This is a genomic window from Martinezella sp. CNPSo 3959, assembly GCF_057784355.1.
Window position 1 is genome coordinate 70,605 of record NZ_JBXSOV010000018.1, and the last position, 17,746, is coordinate 88,350.

Sequence of the window (17,746 nt, forward strand, 5' to 3'; positions counted from 1 at the left end):
ATGGAGCGCACGAAATTTCGAGCCTCAGAAGTTTTCCTTGTAGGGGCGCAGATCGAGCTCCTGCGTCCAGGCCGAAGGATGCTGACGGTGGATATGCCAGTAGCTCTCGGCGATGGCGTCGATATTCAACAGCCCATCGGCATCCACATCCGGCCGACGCGAGCGCAGCCGCTCTCCGTCGATGCCGCCATCGATGATGGTGTGGGCGACATGAAGGCCGAGAGGACCGAATTCACGCGCCATGCTTTGGCTGATCATTCGAAGGCCGGCCTTGGCGGCGGCGAATTGCGCAAAGCCGGCCTTGCCGCGCAGGCTCGCGGAAGCGCCGGTGAAGATCACGGTGCCACGGCCAAGTGGCGCCAGATGCCGCGCCGCCTCGCGCCCGACGAGGAAACCGCCGAAGCAGCAGATGCGCCAGAATTCTTCGAATTGGGCGGCCGTCAGATCGCGGAAACCGATCTGGCGGTTGATGCCGGCGTTGAAGACGACCAGATCGGGCTGAGCGATGTCGTCCCGAGCGGTAAAGGCGTGCTCGAATAGCCGGATGACCGCAGCTTCATCCGTCGCATCCGTTTCGATCGCCTCGGCACTGCCGCCGGCTGCCTGGATGGCAGCGGCCACCTGATCGATCTTCGCTGCGGTCCGGCCGGCAACGGCGACATGATAGCCCTTGTCCGCGAGAAGCCGGCAGAGCGCCGCACCCAGACCCTGCTCGGCACCCACTCCGACAATAATTGCGCTTGGCGTGCTCATTCGGCGGCCTCCCTGGCGTTCAGCGTCGGATAGTCGGTGTAACCCTCGGCACCGCCGCCATAGAAGGTTGGGCGATGATAGGGATTAAGAGGAGCACCGAGACGAATGCGCTCCGGCAGATCGGGATTGGCGATAAACAGGCGACCGAAGGCGATGGCATCGGCATGGCCCGCGGCAAGTGCGGCCTCCGCGGTATCCGGCCGGAAATTGCCGGCGGCGATCAACGTGCCGGACCAGGCCGGCCGAAAGAGTTCCGCAGCCGACGGCACGTTCTTGTGGTCGACCTCGGCTTGGCCAGCACCGCTGGCGCGCGGCTCGATCAGATGCAGATAGGCAAGGTTGAGCCGGTCCAGCTCGCGAATGACATGGCCATAGAGGCGCAAGGGATCGTCCTCGCCGCTGTCATTGGCGATGCCGAAGGGCGAGAGGCGGACACCGACGCGATCCGACCCCCAGACTTCGGAAACCGCCTCGACGACCTCGAGCAGCAGCCGCGTGCGGTTCTCGATCGAGCCGCCATATTGGTCGGTGCGCTGGTTCGTGCGGGCCTGCAGGAACTGTTCGATCAGATAGCCGTTGGCGCCGTGGATCTCGACGCCGTCGAAGCCGGCTTGCTTGGCATTGGCAGCGGCTTGAGCATAGACGTCGATCAAAAGCGGCATCAGGTCGATATCGATCGCCTGTGGCGTCTCGAAAGGCACGCGCTCGAAGGAGGCCGTGAAGGCATGTCCCTGGGCGGCAATGGCCGAAGGAGCAATCGGCAGAGCGCCATCGGGCTGGTGCGAGGAATGGGAGATGCGACCGACATGCCAGAGCTGCAGGAAGATCTTGCCGCCCTTGCAATGAACCGCATCCGTCACCGCCTTCCAGCCGGCGATCTGTTCGGCCGTGTGGATGCCCGGCGTTGCCGGCATGCCCTGTCCGGCCCGTGAAATCTGCGAGCCCTCGGAAATGATCAGCCCGCCCTCGCTGGCGCGCTGGGCATAATATTCTGCATTCAAAGCCGAGGGCACGTTGCCGGGCTGGCTCGCCCGCATGCGGGTCAGCGGCGCCATGACGATACGATGCGCAAGCTCATAGGGGCCGATGGAAAGAGGCGAAAACAAAGTGGCTGTCATAAAATTCTCCTGCCTGGAGCCAAATTGCTCCCCGGGGCGGAAGGGCCTGTCAGCGGCGATTCGGTCTCGGGAGTTCGAATAAGATGATGGTCATCATTTATTCCAACGATCGGACATGCGCAACTGAATCTGATCTCAGGCGGCAATCCGAGCGAGGAAGGCGAGCAGAGCGGCGTGGAACTGCGCCGGCCGCTGCAGCGGTGCGAAATGGCTGACGCCGGGCAGAAACATCAATTCCGCCCCGGGAATATGCCGGACAAGATAATCGGCGTGTTCGCGCTTGATGAACTCATCGTGCTCGCTGTGCACAATAACGACGGGTACATTGATCTCGGCAAGATCTTTGATCGTGTAGTTCGGCTCGGTCCGCTGCATCAGGCCGACAGCCTCGACGAAGGCATCGAACCTATCCGGCGTGGCGGAAAGGGCTGCGTAATCCTTCGTATGACGGGAGAAGCAGCGCTCGATAATCGGCGTCGCTACGAATTCTTTCGTGCCGCTCGGGTCCATGTTGCAGGCAAAGAAAAAGACGCCGGAAACACGCTCCCGATGGGTTTTTCCAAGCACCATGCCGATGCAGGCGCCGTCGCTCCATCCGGCAATGACAGCCTTTTCGATCTTTAGCCTGTCCATGACGGCGAGAACGTCGGAGGCCATGAGCTCATACGTGTATGGTCGCTCGTCGCGTGTGCTGCGGCCATGGCCGCGGCTGTCGATGACGATAACCTGATGGCCTGCGTCGATCAGCGCCGGCGCCTGATAGCTCCAATTGCCGCTGTTTCCGAGCCCGCCATGCAGGAGGATCACCGGTGCGCCGCTGCCATAGGAAGCGTACCAGATACGCGCGCCATCATGATCGACATGGCCTTCCACCTCGGTTTGCGGCAGGGGCGCGGCCCCTTCGGCTTCGAAGCGGTGAAGCTCGTCGTCGTGAAATTCCATGCCTACCTCCCATTGCGCCGTCTCCTCCCGACAGCCACGCGGGAGACTAGTCGATCCCAACGCGTCTTTTCAACAGGTCGGGCTCATATCGTTGCCAGATGTTCGAAAAGATCGCGAGCCGGTGACGGAAGGTCTTCGAGGGAGCGTGTGCAGACCGAAAGCCGGCGCGTCGCCCATGGGTCGGTGAGGCGGAGGGCCGTAATTTTTGCGGATCGGCTGCAGCGACGTGCTGCCGTTTCCGGCACGATGCCAAGGCCGATACCCCGGCCTGCCATCTCGCAAATGGCCTCAAATGTCCGCATCCGCACCCGCATCTTCAATCGACTGCCGAGCCGGGCTGCCTGCGCGTCGATATGATCCTGCAGCGCTCCGCCTGCGAGCCCGACAAAATGCTCATGCAGGATGTCCGCAAAAGCAATCTGCTTTGCCGCCGCAGGCGCATGATCGCGAGGCATCACCACCACCAGCCGGTCGACTGCGAAGGGTTGCAAAAGCGGGCCCGCAGTGTCGACGGCATCCGAAAGGATGCCGATCTCGGCGAGTCCAGCCGAAACGGCCCGGGCGATCTCGATGCTTTGGCGCTCCTTGAGATCGATGTCGGTTCGCGGGTTTCTGGCCATCCATTCGGCAAGGCGAGGCGGCGGATATTCGGCGATCGCCGCGGTGTTGGCGAGAAGCCGAATGGTTGCGCGCAGGCCGCTTGCATGTTCCCCAAGCTCGCCGCGCATCTGTGTCAGTTGCCTCTGGATCAGCCGGGCATGATGCGCAAGCGCTTCGCCGGCGGGGGTCGGGCTCACACCGCGTCGCCCGCGCTCCAGCAGCTTTACGCCGCCATTCACCTCCATGTCGCGCAGTCGCTCGCTGGCGGCCGGCAGCGAAAGCCCGACATCGGCGGCCCCATGCGTGATGCTGCCGGCATCGACGACGGCGAGGAACAGGCGAAGGTCGGTCAGGTCAAAGCGCATGAAGCGGAGATTACCGCATCTCCAGGCTTCGGAACAGCCGAAGGCTGGCTTCGCATCATCCGCATTGTGCCGGTCTTTGTCTCTGCTACTGAAAAGGCATGATGGATCATTCGATATGGCTCGTCGCGGCGATCTTCGCGACCTTCTTCGTCGCCGGCACTGTCAAGGGCGTCACCGGCATGGGGCTGCCGACCGTGGCGATGGGCGTCTTAGGTACGTTGATCTCGCCGCTGACGGCAGCGAGCCTGCTGATCGTCCCGTCTTTCGTCACCAATGTCTGGCAGCTTCTGTCAGGTCCGAGTTTTGGCGCGCTTGCCCGTCGCTTCCTTCTATTGGTTCTTGCCGTGGTCATCGGAACCTTCGCCGGCTCATATTTCCTTGCCGCCGGCGATACACGTCTGACGACCGCTGCTCTGGGTGCGGCGCTCATCGTCTATGCCGGCCATGCTTTGTTCGCCCGTCAACTGCATATGCCCGCAAGGTTCGAGCCGCTGCTATCGCCGCTCGTTGGCGGGGTCACCGGCCTGCTCACAGGAGCGACCGGTGTTTTCGTCGTGCCGGCAGTGCCCTATCTGCAGTCGCTCGGACTGGAGAAGGAGGAGCTGGTTCAGGCGCTCGGCCTTTCCTTCACCGTGTCTACCGTGGCACTGGCCGCAGCGCTTGCCTGGCACGGCGCCTTTCGCATCGACAATCTCGCGCTCTCTACCCTCGCGATCGTCCCGGCACTTGCCGGCATGTGGGCCGGCCAGATCATTCGCAATCGCGTCAGTCCTGCCACTTTCCGCCGCTGGTTTCTGATTTGTCTGCTGGTGCTTGGCGCCGAGATGGTGATGAAGGCCTCTTTCTGAGGCTGTCTTGCCGGGCTGCCCGATGCGCACCCATATGGAGTTTGTTTCATGGCAGGATCTGAAGGATTGATGGAAGAAGAGCAGCGAGAGATTTCCGATAACAATCCATTGGCCGATGCCCTGCTGGTCGTCGATGTCCAGAATGCCTTCGTACAAGGCCCAGGCGCGGTCGCCGATCATGCCGTGTTGAGGTCGGCGGTGGAGGTCCTGCTGGACAAGGCGCGGTCAGCATGGGCCCCTGTGATTTTCCTGCAGAACGATGGTCCGTCAGGCGCGCTGGATGAGCCGTTTCAGCCGGGATGGAAACTCCATTTTCCACCCCTATCAGGCGAAGTGGTCATCAGGAAAACGGAGGATGACGGCTTCGACGGCACCGACCTTGACACCATTCTCACAGCCCTCGGCGTGAAGGATCTGGTGATATGCGGCGTGCTCTCGGAAATGTGCGTTGCCGCGACAGCGCGGACGGCGCTTGAGCGCGGCTATGGTGTACTGCTGCCGCATGATGCCCACGCCACCTATGATGTTCCCGCCGGTCCAGGCTCACAGGGCGTGCCCGCAGCCATGGCGGCAAGGGCGGCGGAATGGTCTCTTGGCGACGAGATCAGGATTTGTGCTTCGGCACGCGAAGTTCGTTTCAAAGAGCGAGCTTAACCGCAGCCCTGCATCATCTATTCTTCTTCCGGCACCTTCACGATAACCGTCTCGTCCGGGCCGATGGCACGCCCGTCCTGCGCCCGGATGTCAAGCTGCACCGGCTGACCTGTGACGCAATCCACCAGTAGCGAATGCTCTTCCGCCGGCGCAAAGAGATGGCGTTCGCCGAATTGGCGCAGCGCCACCATCACCGGAAAGAGATCTTTTCCCATCGCCGTCAGCCGATATTCCATGCGCGCACCGCCTTCGCTTGTCGGTACGAGCTCCAGAATGCCGCTTGCGACAAGCGTCCGCAGTCGCTCGGTCAAAATATTCTTGGCAATGCCAAGGCTCTTTTGAAACTCCCCGAAGCGCGTCAGCCCGTCGAAGGCGTCGCGCACGATCAGCAGCGACCACCAGTCGCCGATCACGTCGAGCGACCGTGCGCTCGGACAATAATCACCCTTCAGGCTTTTCCGCGCGACCATCGCCTTAGCCCTTCCGGTCCTTTGTTAGTAGAAATGGTTGCATGATTAAACCAATAATGTTACTCGATCGTTGGTTTCATTATTAAACCGAAGAATCGGGAGTTTTGCAATGACGATCGATCAGGACGCGCCGCCAGCCGGCAGCGCGAAGGATATTCTGCGCCCTAACTCCTCGCGAGAGGGTTCGTCTAAGAGCGCCCAATACTCCGGAGCGCCCAATTCGCCGTTGACGCGCGCAACGATTTTCCTCTTTGCCGTCGCGAGCGGCGTCGCCGTTGCCAATGCCTATTTCGCCCATCCGCTTCTCGATGTCATGGCCGATGATCTCAAGCTGTCGCGCACGGTTGCCGGCCTGATCGTCGGTGCGACGCAACTCGGCTACGGGCTCGGCCTGATCCTGCTGGTGCCGCTCGGCGATCTCGTCGATCGGCGCAAGCTCATCATTGTGCAGTCGCTCTTGAGCGTAGCCGCGCTCATCTGTGTCGGCTTTTCCTCAAGTGCGGCGATGCTGCTCGCCTCCATGGCCGCAGTCGGCTTTCTGGCCGTGGTCACACAGGCGCTCGTTGCCTATGCGGCGAGCCTGGCGCACCCCGCCGAGCGCGGCCATATCGTCGGCATGGTCACGAGCGGCATCGTCCTCGGCATCCTGCTGGCGCGTAGCGTGGCGGGAACGCTGACCGATCTCTCCGGCTGGCGGACCGTCTACATTGTCTCGGCCGCGCTGACGCTGGTAATTGCGCTTCTCCTTTGGTGCGCACTGCCGCGGCAGGAAAGGCCGAAGAGTGGTCTGTCCTATTTCGGACTCATCCGCTCGCTCGGCACCCTGCTCGTCGAGGAGCCGGTGCTGCGCATCCGCGGGATCATCGCCATGCTGATCTTCGCCAATATCACCACCTTGCTCGCTCCTCTGGTGCTGCCGCTGACCGCCCCGCCTTACTCCCTGTCCCACACGGAAGTCGGCTTGTTCGGCCTTGCCGGAGCGGCAGGTGCACTCGGCGCCGTTAGGGCAGGGCGCTGGGCCGACCGTGGCCATGGCCAGCGCACCACGGGGATCGCACTTGCCCTGATGTTGTTTGCCTGGCTGCCGATTTCCATGCTGGACCGCTCGATCCTCTGGTTGATCTTCGGTGTCCTCGTTATCGATTTCGGTCTGCAGGCGGTGCACGTCACCAATCAGGGCATGATCTATCGCGTCAGGCCGGATGCGCAAAACAGGCTGACCGCCGCCTACATGATCTTCTACTCCATCGGCAGCGCCGTCGGCTCCTCGACGTCGACGATCATCTATGCCCATGCGGGCTGGACGGGCGTCTGCATATCGGGTGCTGCCATAAGCCTCGCAACGCTGCTTTTCTGGGCGCTGACTTTGCGGGCAACGCCTGAGGTGGCGACGCAGAACGTCGATCTGAAAAATAGCTAGCTTTTCGGCGGGGAGGCCGTGCCGAGCTGCTCCTCCAACAATGAAAGCACCACCCGAATCCGCGGCGGAAGCGGCCTTATCACCGGGTAGAGCGCATTGAGATCGAAGCCCGGCACGGTAAATCCTGGCAACAGGCGGATCAGGTTGCCATTGGCAAGATCATCCGCGCAGACCGGCTCCTGCAGGATGCCAATACCGGCTCCATCCAGCAGCAGGCGGTACAGCGGCCGCCAATGGCTGGTGCTGACGGCGATGTCGACGGCGGCAAGTTCGGTCTGTCGCTCCGGATCGACCAACGGAATCCGGCCGTTATTGAACAGGCCGGAGACCCGCAGAAAAGGGTGGTTGGCGAGCTCATCGGGGGTCGTTGGCGTCCCATACTCATTGAGATAGGCGGGCGAGGCCACGAGTACGCGGCGGACATGGCCGAGCTTGCGGGCGATGAAGCTTCCCTCGCTAAGATCACCCAGCCGCAGCGAGATATCGACACCTTCCGTCACGGGATCGACGATCCTGTCGTTGAGGATCAGCTCGATTTTGAGCAGCGGATGACGCTTGCGCATCTGCAGCAGGATCGGCGGCAGGATGATCTCGCCGACGCCATGTGGCGCCGCGATTCTGAGCGTGCCGCGGAGCGACTTATCACCATCCGCGACCGTCAAGGCATCCTCGGCACTTTCGAGAACTTGCTTGCTGCGCTCGTAGAAGGCGGCACCGACATCGGTGACGGAAAGCTTGCGGGTATTTCTAAGCAGCAGCCGTGCTCCGAGATATTGCTCCAGCCGATCGATCCGCTCGCTGACGGCAGGCTGGCCCATGCCAAGATCGCGGGCGGCAGCCGACATGCTGCCCCTTTCCACCACCCGCACGTAGACGCGCATCGCAACCAGCAGATCCATATGCGCCAATATATCGGCTCAGCCGATAAATGTAAGTGGATGATGCCGTCTAGTGGGGAAGCATTCGATCGCCGAAAACGGCGCTCGAACAGCAACCACAGGTCAGGCTTATGAGCGATATCAGGCTTTATATGTTTCAGTCGGGCACGCAGCGATGCAAGGCCCACGACATCAGGATGAACCAGGGTGGTGACGCCGATTACGAAATCCCTGTTCCCTGGTTTCTGCTGACGCATCCGAAGGGCAATGTCGTCATCGATGGTGGGCTGGCGGTGGAGGGCCTTTCCGATCCGCGCGGCTATTGGGGCGATACGGTCGACAGCTATCAGCCCTTCATGACCGAGGAGCAGGGATGCGTTGCGCAGCTAGCAAAGCTCGGCATATCCGGTGAAGACATCCGCTTCGTCGTGCTGTCCCACCTGCATTCCGACCACAGCGGCGCTATCGGCCGCTTCCTGAACGCGACCCATATCGTCCAGCGTAGCGAATATCACTATGCCTTTGCACCGGATTGGTTCGCCGCCGGCGCATATGTCCGAAAGGATTTCGACCGTCCCGGCTTGAAGTGGCACTTCCTGGAGGGTGCCGCGACCGATGGCTGCGATCTCTATGGCGACGGCGTGCTGCGGATGATCTTCACGCCTGGCCATAGCGTCGGTCACCAATCCTTTCTCGTGCAGTTGCCGAACGCAGGCACGATATTGCTGGCGATCGATGCAGCCTATACCCTCGATCACTGGAACGAAAAGGCACTCCCCGGTTTCATGGCGTCCGCCGTCGACGCGGTGCGATCCGTCGGCAAGCTGCATGCGCTTGCCGAACAGACCGATGCCCTGGTGGTCACGGGGCATGATCCCGAGGCGTGGCCTCGGTTCAAGCACGCCCCGGCCTATTATGATTGAAGGCGCATCCCGCCGATCAGCCTCGGCTTGATGGCGCTTGTTCCGTATCGAAGAACAGTGCCCGATGCTGGCGAACCCATTCCTCGATACCGGTCGGCTGGAAATCCTCAAGGCCGGCTCGCGGTTTGAAGGGCTTGGCCAGCATCCTATCCGCATCTTCGGGATGCGTTGCGAAGAAGCGGAATTTCGAGGCGACGCGGCGCCCTGTTCCTGGCCCCATCGCCGCATCGACATCCCGCTCGAACTCGTCGAGCGGCTGCTGGCGATAGGTGATCCGGCGACCAAGCCCGGCACCGATGCGCGTGACAAGCTCGTTTCCATCAACGCTCTCCGGCCCAGCAATGCAGTGGTCGCCGGATGCAATGCCGCGTTCCAAAAGGGTGACGGCGGCGCAGGCGCAATCGTCGACCGAGCTCCAGGCGATCCGCTGGGATTCGGCAATCGGCGGCGCAAAGATCCCATGTTCGACGATGTCCTTGCGCGCGGATGGTTTCAAGAGATTGTCGAGGTACATTGTGGGGCGAACTATGGCAAAGGGCAGGCCTGACGCGCGAACGACATCCTCGATCATGGCGTTGGCGACGAAGCTCGGTTCCTCGCAAGGCGCTGGTCGGCTGGCGCTCGCAAGCTTGAGGACAATGGATTTCATACCGGATGCCAGCGAAGCCGATATCGCATTGTCGGCCTGGATACGCATGTCGCCCTGTGATCCGATTGGAATCTGCAGCACCGCATGGCTGATGCCGGTGCTGGCGGCGCGAAGCGAGGCGGCATCGCGAAGATCCCCTTCGGCAAGTTCGACACCGAGGGCTGAAAGCGCCGAAGCGCGCCTTCGGTCTCGCACAAGCGCCCGAACCTTGAGGCCACGCTGCAACGCGGCGCGAATGACTGCGCTGCCTTGGACGCCGGCGGCGAGATAGACAAGGATGGGCTGGGATTGATCGATAGTGAACATGGTATGACTCCTTCGAACATGGTCTGCCGAGGAAGCATCGTCAAATGGCTACCACCGCGCAGACCCGAGACGCGCACGAGGCGCAGGGACTGTCGGGGTATCCGCGCGAGCGCGGAACAGAGCTTCTCCGTCCGAGGAGAAGGGCCTGGGCCTACCGAGACCAAGCCAGCCATTTTCGACGGACGATATCTAGGTCGGCTTCACCGATGCTGTCAATGGATAGATACGCGCGGACACGCGCGTCACGCTATTTGCCTTACGGTTGAGGCAGCAGCGATCTGATCCGCTCGGCATCATCAGGCGTTGCCGGATTGTAGACGATCATGCTGAGATCCGTTCGGCCGTCGACCGAAAAGGCCGAATATTCGAATGCCAGCGGGCCGAGGATGGGATGGCGTATATGTTTGACGGCCTCGGTGTGAGTGCCGGGAACGTCGTTTTCGCGCCACATGGCCCTGAATTCCGGGCTGATGCGGCAAAGTTCCGCCACGAAAGGCTCGATCTCACTCGATGCGCCTGCGCGCGCTGCATCGACACGGAATGCGCCCAGAGCGAAACGGGCGACGCTTTCCCAGTCATATTGCACGGCGCGGGCGCGCGGATCGAGAAAGATATAGCGCAGAATGTTGCGTTCTTCCGGCGGCAGCGATCCGTAATCGATCAGCATCACGGGTGCTGCCCGGTTCCATGCGATGACGTCCCAAGTGGCGGTTCGGATGAGGGCAGGGCTCGGCTCCAGCGCATCGAGCACACGCTGCAGCCGCGGCGTCACGCCATCATTCTTGCGATAGCGCGCTTCCGGCGGCCGGCCGAGGCCGAGCAGGAATAGATGCTCGCGCTCCACTTCGGTCAGCATCAGCGCACGGGCGATCCGGTCAAGCACGTCGGCGGAGGGCGCCCCGCCGCGTCCCTGTTCCAGCCATGTGTACCAGGTCGGGCTGATATTGGCGCGCTGCGCCACTTCCTCGCGCCGAAGCCCGGGCGTGCGCCGCCGCTCGCCGGCAAATCCCAAGGCGGATGGGTCGAGTTTTGCGCGGCGGTCCCTCAGATAGGTCCCGAGCACGTTTTCGGTTTCGATGAGATCGGTCATCCTGTTAGTGTCTTTACTATGATAATGTCACTACTTTACCAGAATAAACGATAGGCAGAGATTTGTCTCCGACGAAATAAGGAGACAGTGCATATGCGTATATTCGTTACCGGTGCGACCGGAAATGTCGGCTCGCATGTCGTCAGGGAGTTGATTGGCGCCGGCCACCAGGTGCTGGGCCTTTCGCGCTCGAAGGAAAAGGCGGTCGCGCTTGCCGCTGCCGGCGCCGAAGTCCTTAACGGCACGATCGAGGACGCGGAAATCCTGAAAAGCGGCGCCTCGCAATCCGACGGCGTCATCCACCTTGCCTTCAACCACGACTTCTCGAGATTCGTCCAGAATTGCGAGGATGACCGCCGGGTCATCGCAACGCTGGCCTCGGCGCTTGCCGGTTCCGCCCGTCCGCTGGTCATTACGTCGGGCACGCCGATCGCCAACACGGTGCCGGGCGAGCCCGCGAAGGAAGACAATCCGATCGTCCGCTCCGACAGGCATCCGCGTGCCGCCACGGAGGAAGCGGGGATATTGGCGAGCGAAATCGGCGTCAATGTCTCGGTCGTGCGCCTCCCGCAGGTGCATGATCCGGTCACCCAGGGGCTTATTACTCCCTTGATCCAGATATTCCGGGAAAAAGGTGTTTGCGCCTATGTCGGAGATGGGCTCAGCCGCTGGCCGGCGGCGCATTTTACCGATGTCGGCCGCCTTTACCGCCTCGTTGTCGAGCGCGCCGAGCCGAATGCCAAATATCACGCCGTTGCCGAAGAAGGCGTCCCCTTGCGCGATATCGTGGAGACGATCGGGCGGCGCCTGAACCTCCCGGTCAAATCGATCACCAAGGAAGAGGCGCAGGATTATTTCGGCTGGCTCGCTCTGTTTGCCGGCCACGACATGCCGGCCTCCAGCGCCAAGACCCGACAGAAGCTCGGTTGGGAACCCAACGGTCCGACACTGCTTCAGGATCTTGCAGAGCTGCAGGTTTCCGCAGCGTGATGCCGGTGCCATCGGCCACGATCCGCGGATGGTCGATGGTCTGACTGAGCATGTATTCGAAAACCCGGCCGAGCCTTCGGCCGGGTTTCATCTTTCAGGCTGCGATCCAGGAAGCTCCGGAGTCAGACATACGGCGTCCCGGCAAGAGCGGCGTCGACACCAGCAAAACCTCGATCCAGGACGCTCGCCAGCGCTGCCTCGGGCCTTCGATTCTCGCGAAAGGCGCTGAGCGCCTCGCCATAGGCGGTCACCAACGTCGCCATCAGCATGGTGCCGGCAAGCCGCGCCTCGGGATCGGAAGCGGGCCGGCCCACGGCGTCGGACAGCATTCCCGAGAGATCGCCGGCAAGGCTCACCTGCAGTCCGCATGCATGCGCCGTCAGCGCCGGGCTTTCCGCGACCATGCGCCAGAATGCGATTGGCCGCTCGGTGATCCTGAACAGAGGATGCCGCGTTTCCAAAAGTTCCCGCATCAGCGCCTGGAAGGCGCGGACCGGTGGCTCACGGCCGCGGTCGGCAATCGCTTTGCGCACCAGCTCCCGCACCTCATCCTCGCGATCGAAAACCAAATCCTCCTTGCGGCGAAAATAGTTGAATACCGTCTTTCTGGCGACCTCCGCTTCGTCAGCGATGTCGGCGACGGAAACCTTGTCGAAGCCATGTTCGACGAAGAGGCGTGTTGCGACATTGGAGATCGCCTGACGCGTCATCTCCTTCTTGCGGTCCCGGAGTTTGATTCGGTTTGACATGGATATATTTATACCATAAGTAAATTTATACCGAGTGTAAAAATCGTATCGCGATCACGAAATCGGTGAAATCGGCACAGGTTTTACGACTGTCCCTGTAGCCGGACCGTCGCCCGCTCGAATGGAGATGGGCATTTTCCAATGAGACTCGCGCCAGCTGGGGCTTCCGGAAGCCGGAATGTCTGGCGCCCTTGCGGCGCCGCTCGCTTGAGGAGTTCTGTCTTGATTTATGATGTCCTGATTGCCGGCGGCGGACCTGTCGGCTTGTTTCTCGCCTGTGAGCTGGGTCTCGCCGGTCTCTCCGTATTGGTGCTGGAGCAAGCCGAGGATCCGCGCTCGCCCGTGAAGCGCCTTCCCTTCGGCATGCGCGGCCTTTCGGCGCCGACCATCGAAGTCTTCTATCGTCGCGGCCTGCTGAAGGACATCGCGGCGGTACAGCGCGCCAAGAATGGATCGGGCGACAGCGGTGCTTCATCTGCCGCGCACTGGATGCACCAGCCGCGCCGCCCGGGCGGCCATTTTGCCGGCATCCAGTTCTTCCATGACAATATCGATGCTTCGAAGTGGCCCTACCGCCTGTCGAGTCCGGCCGGCACCAGCATGATGATCGAGATGGAAAGCCTCGAAGCTGTCCTTGCGGCGCGTGCAGAGGCCATGGGCGTCGAGATCAGGCGCGGCTTCGGCGTCGAGAGCTTCGAGCAGTCGGATGAAGGTGTCTCCGTCTGCGCCGGAGGCGAGACCTTTCGCGGACGCTGGCTTGTCGGCTGCGACGGCGGCCGCAGCACCGTTCGCAAGGCCGCCGGCTTCGAATTCGTCGGCACCGATCCCGAATTCACCGGTTATTCCGCTGAGATCGAGATGGCGGAACCGGACAAGCTACGTCCCGGCCGCCATTATACCGCGACGGGCATGTACACTTTTTCGCCTCCCGGGACGATCGCGATGGTCGACTTCGACGGAGGCGCTTTCCACCGGACCCAGCCGATCACGCTCGAGCATGTGCAGTCGGTGCTGCGCCGTATCTCCGTCACCGAAGTCAATCTAACGGCGCTCAAGCTTGCCACCACATGGACGGACCGCGCCTACCAGGCGACCAGCTATCGCAGAGGGCGCGTTCTGCTTGCCGGCGATGCCGCGCACATCCATTCCCCCTTGGGCGGCCAGGGCCTCAACCTTGGTCTGGGCGACGCGATGAACCTTGGATGGAAGCTTGCCGCCACAATTCGTGGCGATGCGCCGGACGGCCTGCTCGATACCTATTCCAGCGAGCGGCATCCCATTGGGGCGAAGGTGCTTGATTGGTCACGCGCCCAGGTCGCACTCATGCGGCCAAGCCCGAGCTCGCGTGCCCTCGAAGCCATCATCCGCGATCTGATCGACACGCGTGATGGCGCGACCTATTTCGCCGAACGCGTCTGGGGCGTTTCTCTCCGCTATGATCTCGGTGGCAGCCATCCGCTCGTCGGCCGCGGCGCTCCTGATTTCGAATTGGCTGATGGGAAAAGGGTTGGCGATCTTCTGAGAGCAGGCGGAGGCCTGCTGCTCGATTTCGATGCTAGCGCATCGCTCGAAGCGCTTGCCGGTCGCTGGGGTGACCGGATTGCCTATCTCGCCAGTGACGTCAAGGATAGGCTTGGCTTGGGCGCCTTGCTCGTGCGGCCCGATGGCGTGGTTGCCTGGGTCTGCGAGACGGAGCCGGACGTTGAAGCCGCCGCCGATGCCGCATCTCGCTGGTTCGGGGAAGCGTAGCTCCTCGGCCGAACTCGGCCCGCTCTTTCATCATCCATTCTTGACAACGCCAACGATCCATAATTATACAACGTATAATTATGGAGATGCGATGATGAGCGGCCATGTTTTCATTGCAACCAGCTTGGATGGGTTCATCGCTCGTGATGACGGCGACATCGAGTGGTTGCTCAGATATGACGCTTCCGGCGAAGACCATGGCTACGATGATTTCATCGAAGACATCGACGCCATCATAATGGGCCGGGGCACCTTCGATGCAGTCCGCAATATGAAGCCCTGGTTCTATACGCGCCCGGTGCTCGTTCTTTCGGCCACCCTGGCAGAACAGCCGGTTCCGTCCGAGCTTGCCGGCAAGGTCCGTTTCACGCGGAAGTCGCCGAAGCAGGCTATGGCCATGCTCGAAGCGGAAGGGTGCCGCCACGTCTATGTGGACGGCGGGCGGATCATCCAGTCCTTCCTCCGGGAGGGCTTGATCAGCGATCTGGTCATCACGCGCGTTCCGATACTGCTCGGCAGCGGCCGCCCCCTGTTCGGCCCGCTCGCGCGTGACGTTCATCTCACGCATGTCAGCACTCGTCCGTTTCCCTCCGGGTTGGTGCAAACGACCTACACAGTTGCGAAATGACCAAGCGAAGCCGAGGCCGGCCACGCGCCGATGAGAACGGCGTGTCGCCGGCAAAAATTCTTTCGGAGGCTTTCGCTCTCCTGAGTAGCGAGGGTTTTGAAAATCTGACGATGCGGGCGGTCGCCACGCGTGCGAATGTCAACCCGATGACGATCTATCACCACTTCCAGGACCGGGACGGATTGATCAAAGCACTGGCGGAGAGCGTCTATGCCGACGTTGCCGCGTCTCCGGAGGGAACGGTTCGGTCTCGAATAGAGGGCTTGCTGAAGGCGTATCGGGCAAAGGTGGTGCGCTATCCAGGTCTGACCCTTGCGATCTTCAACCGGCCAGCCGTGTTTCCAGACCATGCAAGGCGGATCACCGACAACATGACGGATCTGCTGAAAGAGCTTGGCCTTTCGCCGTCGCGAGCTCTGCTGTGGGTGCATATTCTTGTCGATTATACGCACGGTGCAGCGCTTGCCGTGGCGACGGACGCGAATGGCCCACAGCCGGCAGCAACGGACCCGGAGCATACGAATTATGAACGCGCGATCTCTGAATTACTGGACCGTCTGGAGGCGTAGAGTAAACGGTTGTAAATGGCGGACAAGGTGGGATTCGAACCCACGGTACGCTTTCACGCACACACGCGTTCCAGGCGTGCGCCTTAAACCACTCGGCCACCTGTCCATCTGCACTTTCGCATCCGATAAAGGAGCTATTGTGGGAACGGCGCGATATATACCGATGAATTTTCTAGGATCAACCCGAATCTGACAGTTTTTTGACTTCTGGACAAAAAACTCTGCATCTCATCCCCATTGCGCTTATTTCGCGTTCCACTTATCTAAAGAAATGGATGAGGCGGCATAAGACCGGTCGGCCTACAAAGGCTGGACGTAGTGAGTATCCGGAGGAGTTCATGCGTTTCCTGTTGCGTTTTTCCAGCCTTGTCGCGCTGGTGGTGGCCGTGATCGCTGGCACCATCGATTCCATTCAATCCGTTGCGGCCTCCGCCGTGGTCATGACCCCGATGGGAGATGCGTGGAACGATGTCAGCCCTTCGTCGCTGGCAAGCCTTCGCGCGACCATCGCCTATTATGTTCATCCCCGCTTCTATGATTTGGCGATGCAATGGCTGCTGTTTCAGCCGGCCTTTGCCGTCTTTCTGGTGATCTCGCTGCTTCTATGGATGGTCGCCTATAAGCGCCAGCCCGTTGCCGGACGCTTCAGCGCCTGAAAGGGGCTGCGTTTCGCTCTGTGCCATTTGGGGATTTTGGTGACGTCGAAGAATGTCTGGCGATGGGCTTGCAGCTATGCCGTGGTGAGCAAAACTGGCGACTGCGGAGAGCTGACCGGCAGCTATTCTGACCAATAAAATTGCAGTTTTGGCCCGAAATTGTTTAAAAAAAGGGTGGTTTGGATGGGTTTTCACCAATTCCCACAAATCTTTACCAACTGAAAAATTTCTCGTGAATTTTTCATGCAGCCATGCAAGGATGCGCGCCAGCTTGGCCTCGGGGAGGTCGGCGGTTCCGCAGACTTGCCCGGTCAACGGGCTTGCGGGAGGACCCAACAAGATAGAAACAATAGGGCTGCACCACATGAAAAAATCCCTTTTGACCCTTTTCGCTCTGGCTGCCATGTCGGCAACGGCGCTTGCGGCCGATATCAAGCCGGCAATCGTTTACGGAACCGGCGGCAAGTTCGACAAATCCTTCAACGAAGCTGCCTACAACGGCGCCGAAAAATTCAAGAAGGAAACCGGCATCGCTTACCGCGACTTCGAGCCGACGGGCGACACTCAGGGCGAACAGGCGCTGCGCAACTTCGCCAGCAAGGGCTTCAATCCGGTTATCGCCGTTTCCTTTGCCTGGACCTCCGCGCTCCAGAAGGTTGCTGCCGAATACCCGAAGACCGAATTCGTCCTGATCGACGACAGCCTTGACCTGCCGAACGTCCGCTCGGTCAAGTTCAAGGAAAATGAAGGTTCCTATCTCGCCGGCGTCATGGCTGCCATTGCGTCGAAGTCCGGCAAGATCGGCTTCGTCGGCGGCATGGACATTCCGCTGATCCGCAAGTTCGAATGCGGCTACGAGCTCGGTGCGCGTGCCACCAATGCGAAGATCGAAGTTTTCCAGAACATGACAGGCACGACCGGCGCTGCCTGGAATGACCCGGTTCGCGGCGGCGAACTCACCAAGAACCAGATCGACCAGGGCGCAGACGTTGTTTACGCAGCTGCCGGCGCGACCGGCCTCGGCGTGCTGCAGACCGCCGCCGACAACAAGAAGCTGTCGATCGGCGTCGATTCGAACCAGAACTACCTGCATCCGGGTTCCGTTCTGACCTCCGTCGTCAAGCGCGTCGACCTCGCCGTTTACAATGCCTTCAGCGACGCCAAGAACGGCAAGTTCACGCCTGGTACGCAGGAACTCGGCCTGAAGGAAGACGGCGTCGCCGTCGCTATGGACGACAACAACAAGTCGCTCGTCACTCCGGAAATGCAGGCTGCTGTCGACAAGGCCCGGACCGATATCGTTGCTGGCACCATCAAGGTCCACGACTATCTGACCGACAACGCCTGCCCGAAGAACTGATATGAAATAAGGGCGTATGACGGAGCAAA

19 protein-coding genes and 1 tRNA gene are annotated in these 17,746 nt (G+C 61.1%); 10 read left to right on the plus strand and 10 right to left on the minus strand.

From position 1 onward, the window contains the following. Nucleotides 1–24: 24 nt before the first annotated feature. The 4 genes from AC13RE_RS26300 to AC13RE_RS26315 form a co-directional block, all read right to left on the minus strand. The gene (locus AC13RE_RS26300; protein WP_488565113.1) at nucleotides 25–753 is read right to left on the minus strand and encodes an SDR family NAD(P)-dependent oxidoreductase; all 729 of its coding nucleotides are present in this window, start codon (nucleotides 751–753) and stop codon (nucleotides 25–27) included. Next, nucleotides 750–1,871 carry an alkene reductase gene (locus AC13RE_RS26305; protein ID WP_488565114.1) on the minus strand — a complete coding sequence of 374 codons (1,122 nt, stop codon included), beginning with the start codon at nucleotides 1,869–1,871 and terminating at the stop codon, nucleotides 750–752. Before AC13RE_RS26305 ends, AC13RE_RS26300 begins: the two co-directional genes overlap by 4 nt. A 135-nt stretch (nucleotides 1,872–2,006) precedes the next feature. After that, entirely contained in the window at nucleotides 2,007–2,813 is an 807-nt protein-coding gene (locus tag AC13RE_RS26310; RefSeq protein ID WP_488565115.1) for an alpha/beta fold hydrolase, read from the minus strand. Nucleotides 2,814–2,896: 83 nt separating this feature from the next. Then, a complete protein-coding gene (locus tag AC13RE_RS26315) occupies nucleotides 2,897–3,778 on the minus strand; it encodes a LysR family transcriptional regulator (protein WP_488565116.1) in 882 nt (293 codons plus the stop codon). Nucleotides 3,779–3,876: 98 nt separating this feature from the next. On the opposite strand from AC13RE_RS26315, the gene AC13RE_RS26320 reads away from it, so the two are divergent. Together AC13RE_RS26320 and AC13RE_RS26325 are read left to right on the plus strand one after the other, a co-directional pair. Then, nucleotides 3,877–4,626, plus strand: a complete 750-nt coding sequence (locus AC13RE_RS26320) for a sulfite exporter TauE/SafE family protein (protein ID WP_488565117.1) — start codon at nucleotides 3,877–3,879, stop codon at nucleotides 4,624–4,626. A 48-nt stretch (nucleotides 4,627–4,674) separates the two neighbouring features. Then, complete coding sequence (locus tag AC13RE_RS26325) at nucleotides 4,675–5,280, plus strand: isochorismatase family protein (protein ID WP_488565118.1); 606 nt, start codon at nucleotides 4,675–4,677, stop codon at nucleotides 5,278–5,280. 17 nt (nucleotides 5,281–5,297) lie between these two features. Here AC13RE_RS26325 and AC13RE_RS26330 read toward each other — a convergent pair whose 3' ends face one another. Continuing rightward, the gene (locus AC13RE_RS26330) at nucleotides 5,298–5,750 is read right to left on the minus strand and encodes a winged helix-turn-helix transcriptional regulator (protein WP_488565119.1); all 453 of its coding nucleotides are present in this window, start codon (nucleotides 5,748–5,750) and stop codon (nucleotides 5,298–5,300) included. 109 nt (nucleotides 5,751–5,859) lie between these two features. Here AC13RE_RS26330 and AC13RE_RS26335 point away from each other — a divergent pair, with 109 nt between their 5' ends. After that, nucleotides 5,860–7,170, plus strand: coding sequence for an MFS transporter (locus AC13RE_RS26335; protein WP_488565120.1), 1,311 nt, complete (start codon nucleotides 5,860–5,862; stop codon nucleotides 7,168–7,170). Here AC13RE_RS26335 and AC13RE_RS26340 read toward each other — a convergent pair. After that, complete coding sequence (locus tag AC13RE_RS26340; protein ID WP_488565121.1) at nucleotides 7,167–8,069, minus strand: LysR family transcriptional regulator; 903 nt, start codon at nucleotides 8,067–8,069, stop codon at nucleotides 7,167–7,169. The genes AC13RE_RS26335 and AC13RE_RS26340 overlap by 4 nt on opposite strands. A gap of 110 nt (nucleotides 8,070–8,179) precedes the next feature. Here AC13RE_RS26340 and attM point away from each other — a divergent pair, with 110 nt between their 5' ends. After that, the gene (gene attM, locus AC13RE_RS26345; protein WP_488565122.1) at nucleotides 8,180–8,971 is read left to right on the plus strand and encodes an AttM family quorum-quenching N-acyl homoserine lactonase; all 792 of its coding nucleotides are present in this window, start codon (nucleotides 8,180–8,182) and stop codon (nucleotides 8,969–8,971) included. A 16-nt stretch (nucleotides 8,972–8,987) separates the two neighbouring features. On the opposite strand, the gene AC13RE_RS26350 is transcribed toward attM, so the two are convergent. After that, a complete protein-coding gene (locus tag AC13RE_RS26350; RefSeq protein WP_488565123.1) occupies nucleotides 8,988–9,926 on the minus strand; it encodes an SDR family oxidoreductase in 939 nt (312 codons plus the stop codon). A 256-nt stretch (nucleotides 9,927–10,182) separates the two neighbouring features. Beyond that, on the minus strand, nucleotides 10,183–11,016 hold the full coding sequence (locus AC13RE_RS26355; RefSeq protein ID WP_488486157.1) for a helix-turn-helix transcriptional regulator: 834 nt from the start codon (nucleotides 11,014–11,016) through the stop codon (nucleotides 10,183–10,185). Nucleotides 11,017–11,109: 93 nt separating this feature from the next. On the opposite strand from AC13RE_RS26355, the gene AC13RE_RS26360 reads away from it, so the two are divergent. Further along, nucleotides 11,110–12,006: an SDR family oxidoreductase gene (locus AC13RE_RS26360; protein WP_488565124.1), complete on the plus strand. Its 897-nt coding sequence runs from the start codon at nucleotides 11,110–11,112 to the stop codon at nucleotides 12,004–12,006. A gap of 122 nt (nucleotides 12,007–12,128) precedes the next feature. Here the strand turns inward: AC13RE_RS26360 and AC13RE_RS26365 are convergent, their stop codons facing one another. Next, entirely contained in the window at nucleotides 12,129–12,755 is a 627-nt protein-coding gene (locus AC13RE_RS26365; protein WP_488565125.1) for a TetR/AcrR family transcriptional regulator, read from the minus strand. 222 nt (nucleotides 12,756–12,977) lie between these two features. On the opposite strand from AC13RE_RS26365, the gene AC13RE_RS26370 reads away from it, so the two are divergent. The 3 genes from AC13RE_RS26370 to AC13RE_RS26380 all read left to right on the plus strand — a co-directional run bounded on the left by AC13RE_RS26370 (nucleotide 12,978) and on the right by AC13RE_RS26380 (nucleotide 15,701). After that, a complete protein-coding gene (locus AC13RE_RS26370; RefSeq protein ID WP_488565126.1) occupies nucleotides 12,978–14,504 on the plus strand; it encodes an FAD-dependent monooxygenase in 1,527 nt (508 codons plus the stop codon). Nucleotides 14,505–14,595: 91 nt separating this feature from the next. Continuing rightward, the gene (locus AC13RE_RS26375) at nucleotides 14,596–15,132 is read left to right on the plus strand and encodes a dihydrofolate reductase family protein (RefSeq protein WP_488565127.1); all 537 of its coding nucleotides are present in this window, start codon (nucleotides 14,596–14,598) and stop codon (nucleotides 15,130–15,132) included. Nucleotides 15,133–15,173: 41 nt separating this feature from the next. Continuing rightward, nucleotides 15,174–15,701: a TetR/AcrR family transcriptional regulator gene (locus AC13RE_RS26380; RefSeq protein WP_488565128.1), complete on the plus strand. Its 528-nt coding sequence runs from the start codon at nucleotides 15,174–15,176 to the stop codon at nucleotides 15,699–15,701. A 16-nt stretch (nucleotides 15,702–15,717) separates the two neighbouring features. Here AC13RE_RS26380 and AC13RE_RS26385 read toward each other — a convergent pair. After that, nucleotides 15,718–15,807: transfer RNA gene (locus AC13RE_RS26385), tRNA-Ser, on the minus strand. Between the two features lie 232 nt (nucleotides 15,808–16,039). Between AC13RE_RS26385 and AC13RE_RS26390 the strand changes: the two genes are divergently transcribed. Both AC13RE_RS26390 and AC13RE_RS26395 read left to right on the plus strand, forming a co-directional pair. After that, nucleotides 16,040–16,357 carry a hypothetical protein gene (locus tag AC13RE_RS26390; RefSeq protein WP_015338400.1) on the plus strand — a complete coding sequence of 106 codons (318 nt, stop codon included), beginning with the start codon at nucleotides 16,040–16,042 and terminating at the stop codon, nucleotides 16,355–16,357. A 364-nt stretch (nucleotides 16,358–16,721) separates the two neighbouring features. Then, nucleotides 16,722–17,717 carry a BMP family lipoprotein gene (locus AC13RE_RS26395; protein ID WP_041677159.1) on the plus strand — a complete coding sequence of 332 codons (996 nt, stop codon included), beginning with the start codon at nucleotides 16,722–16,724 and terminating at the stop codon, nucleotides 17,715–17,717. Nucleotides 17,718–17,746: the final 29 nt, after the last annotated feature.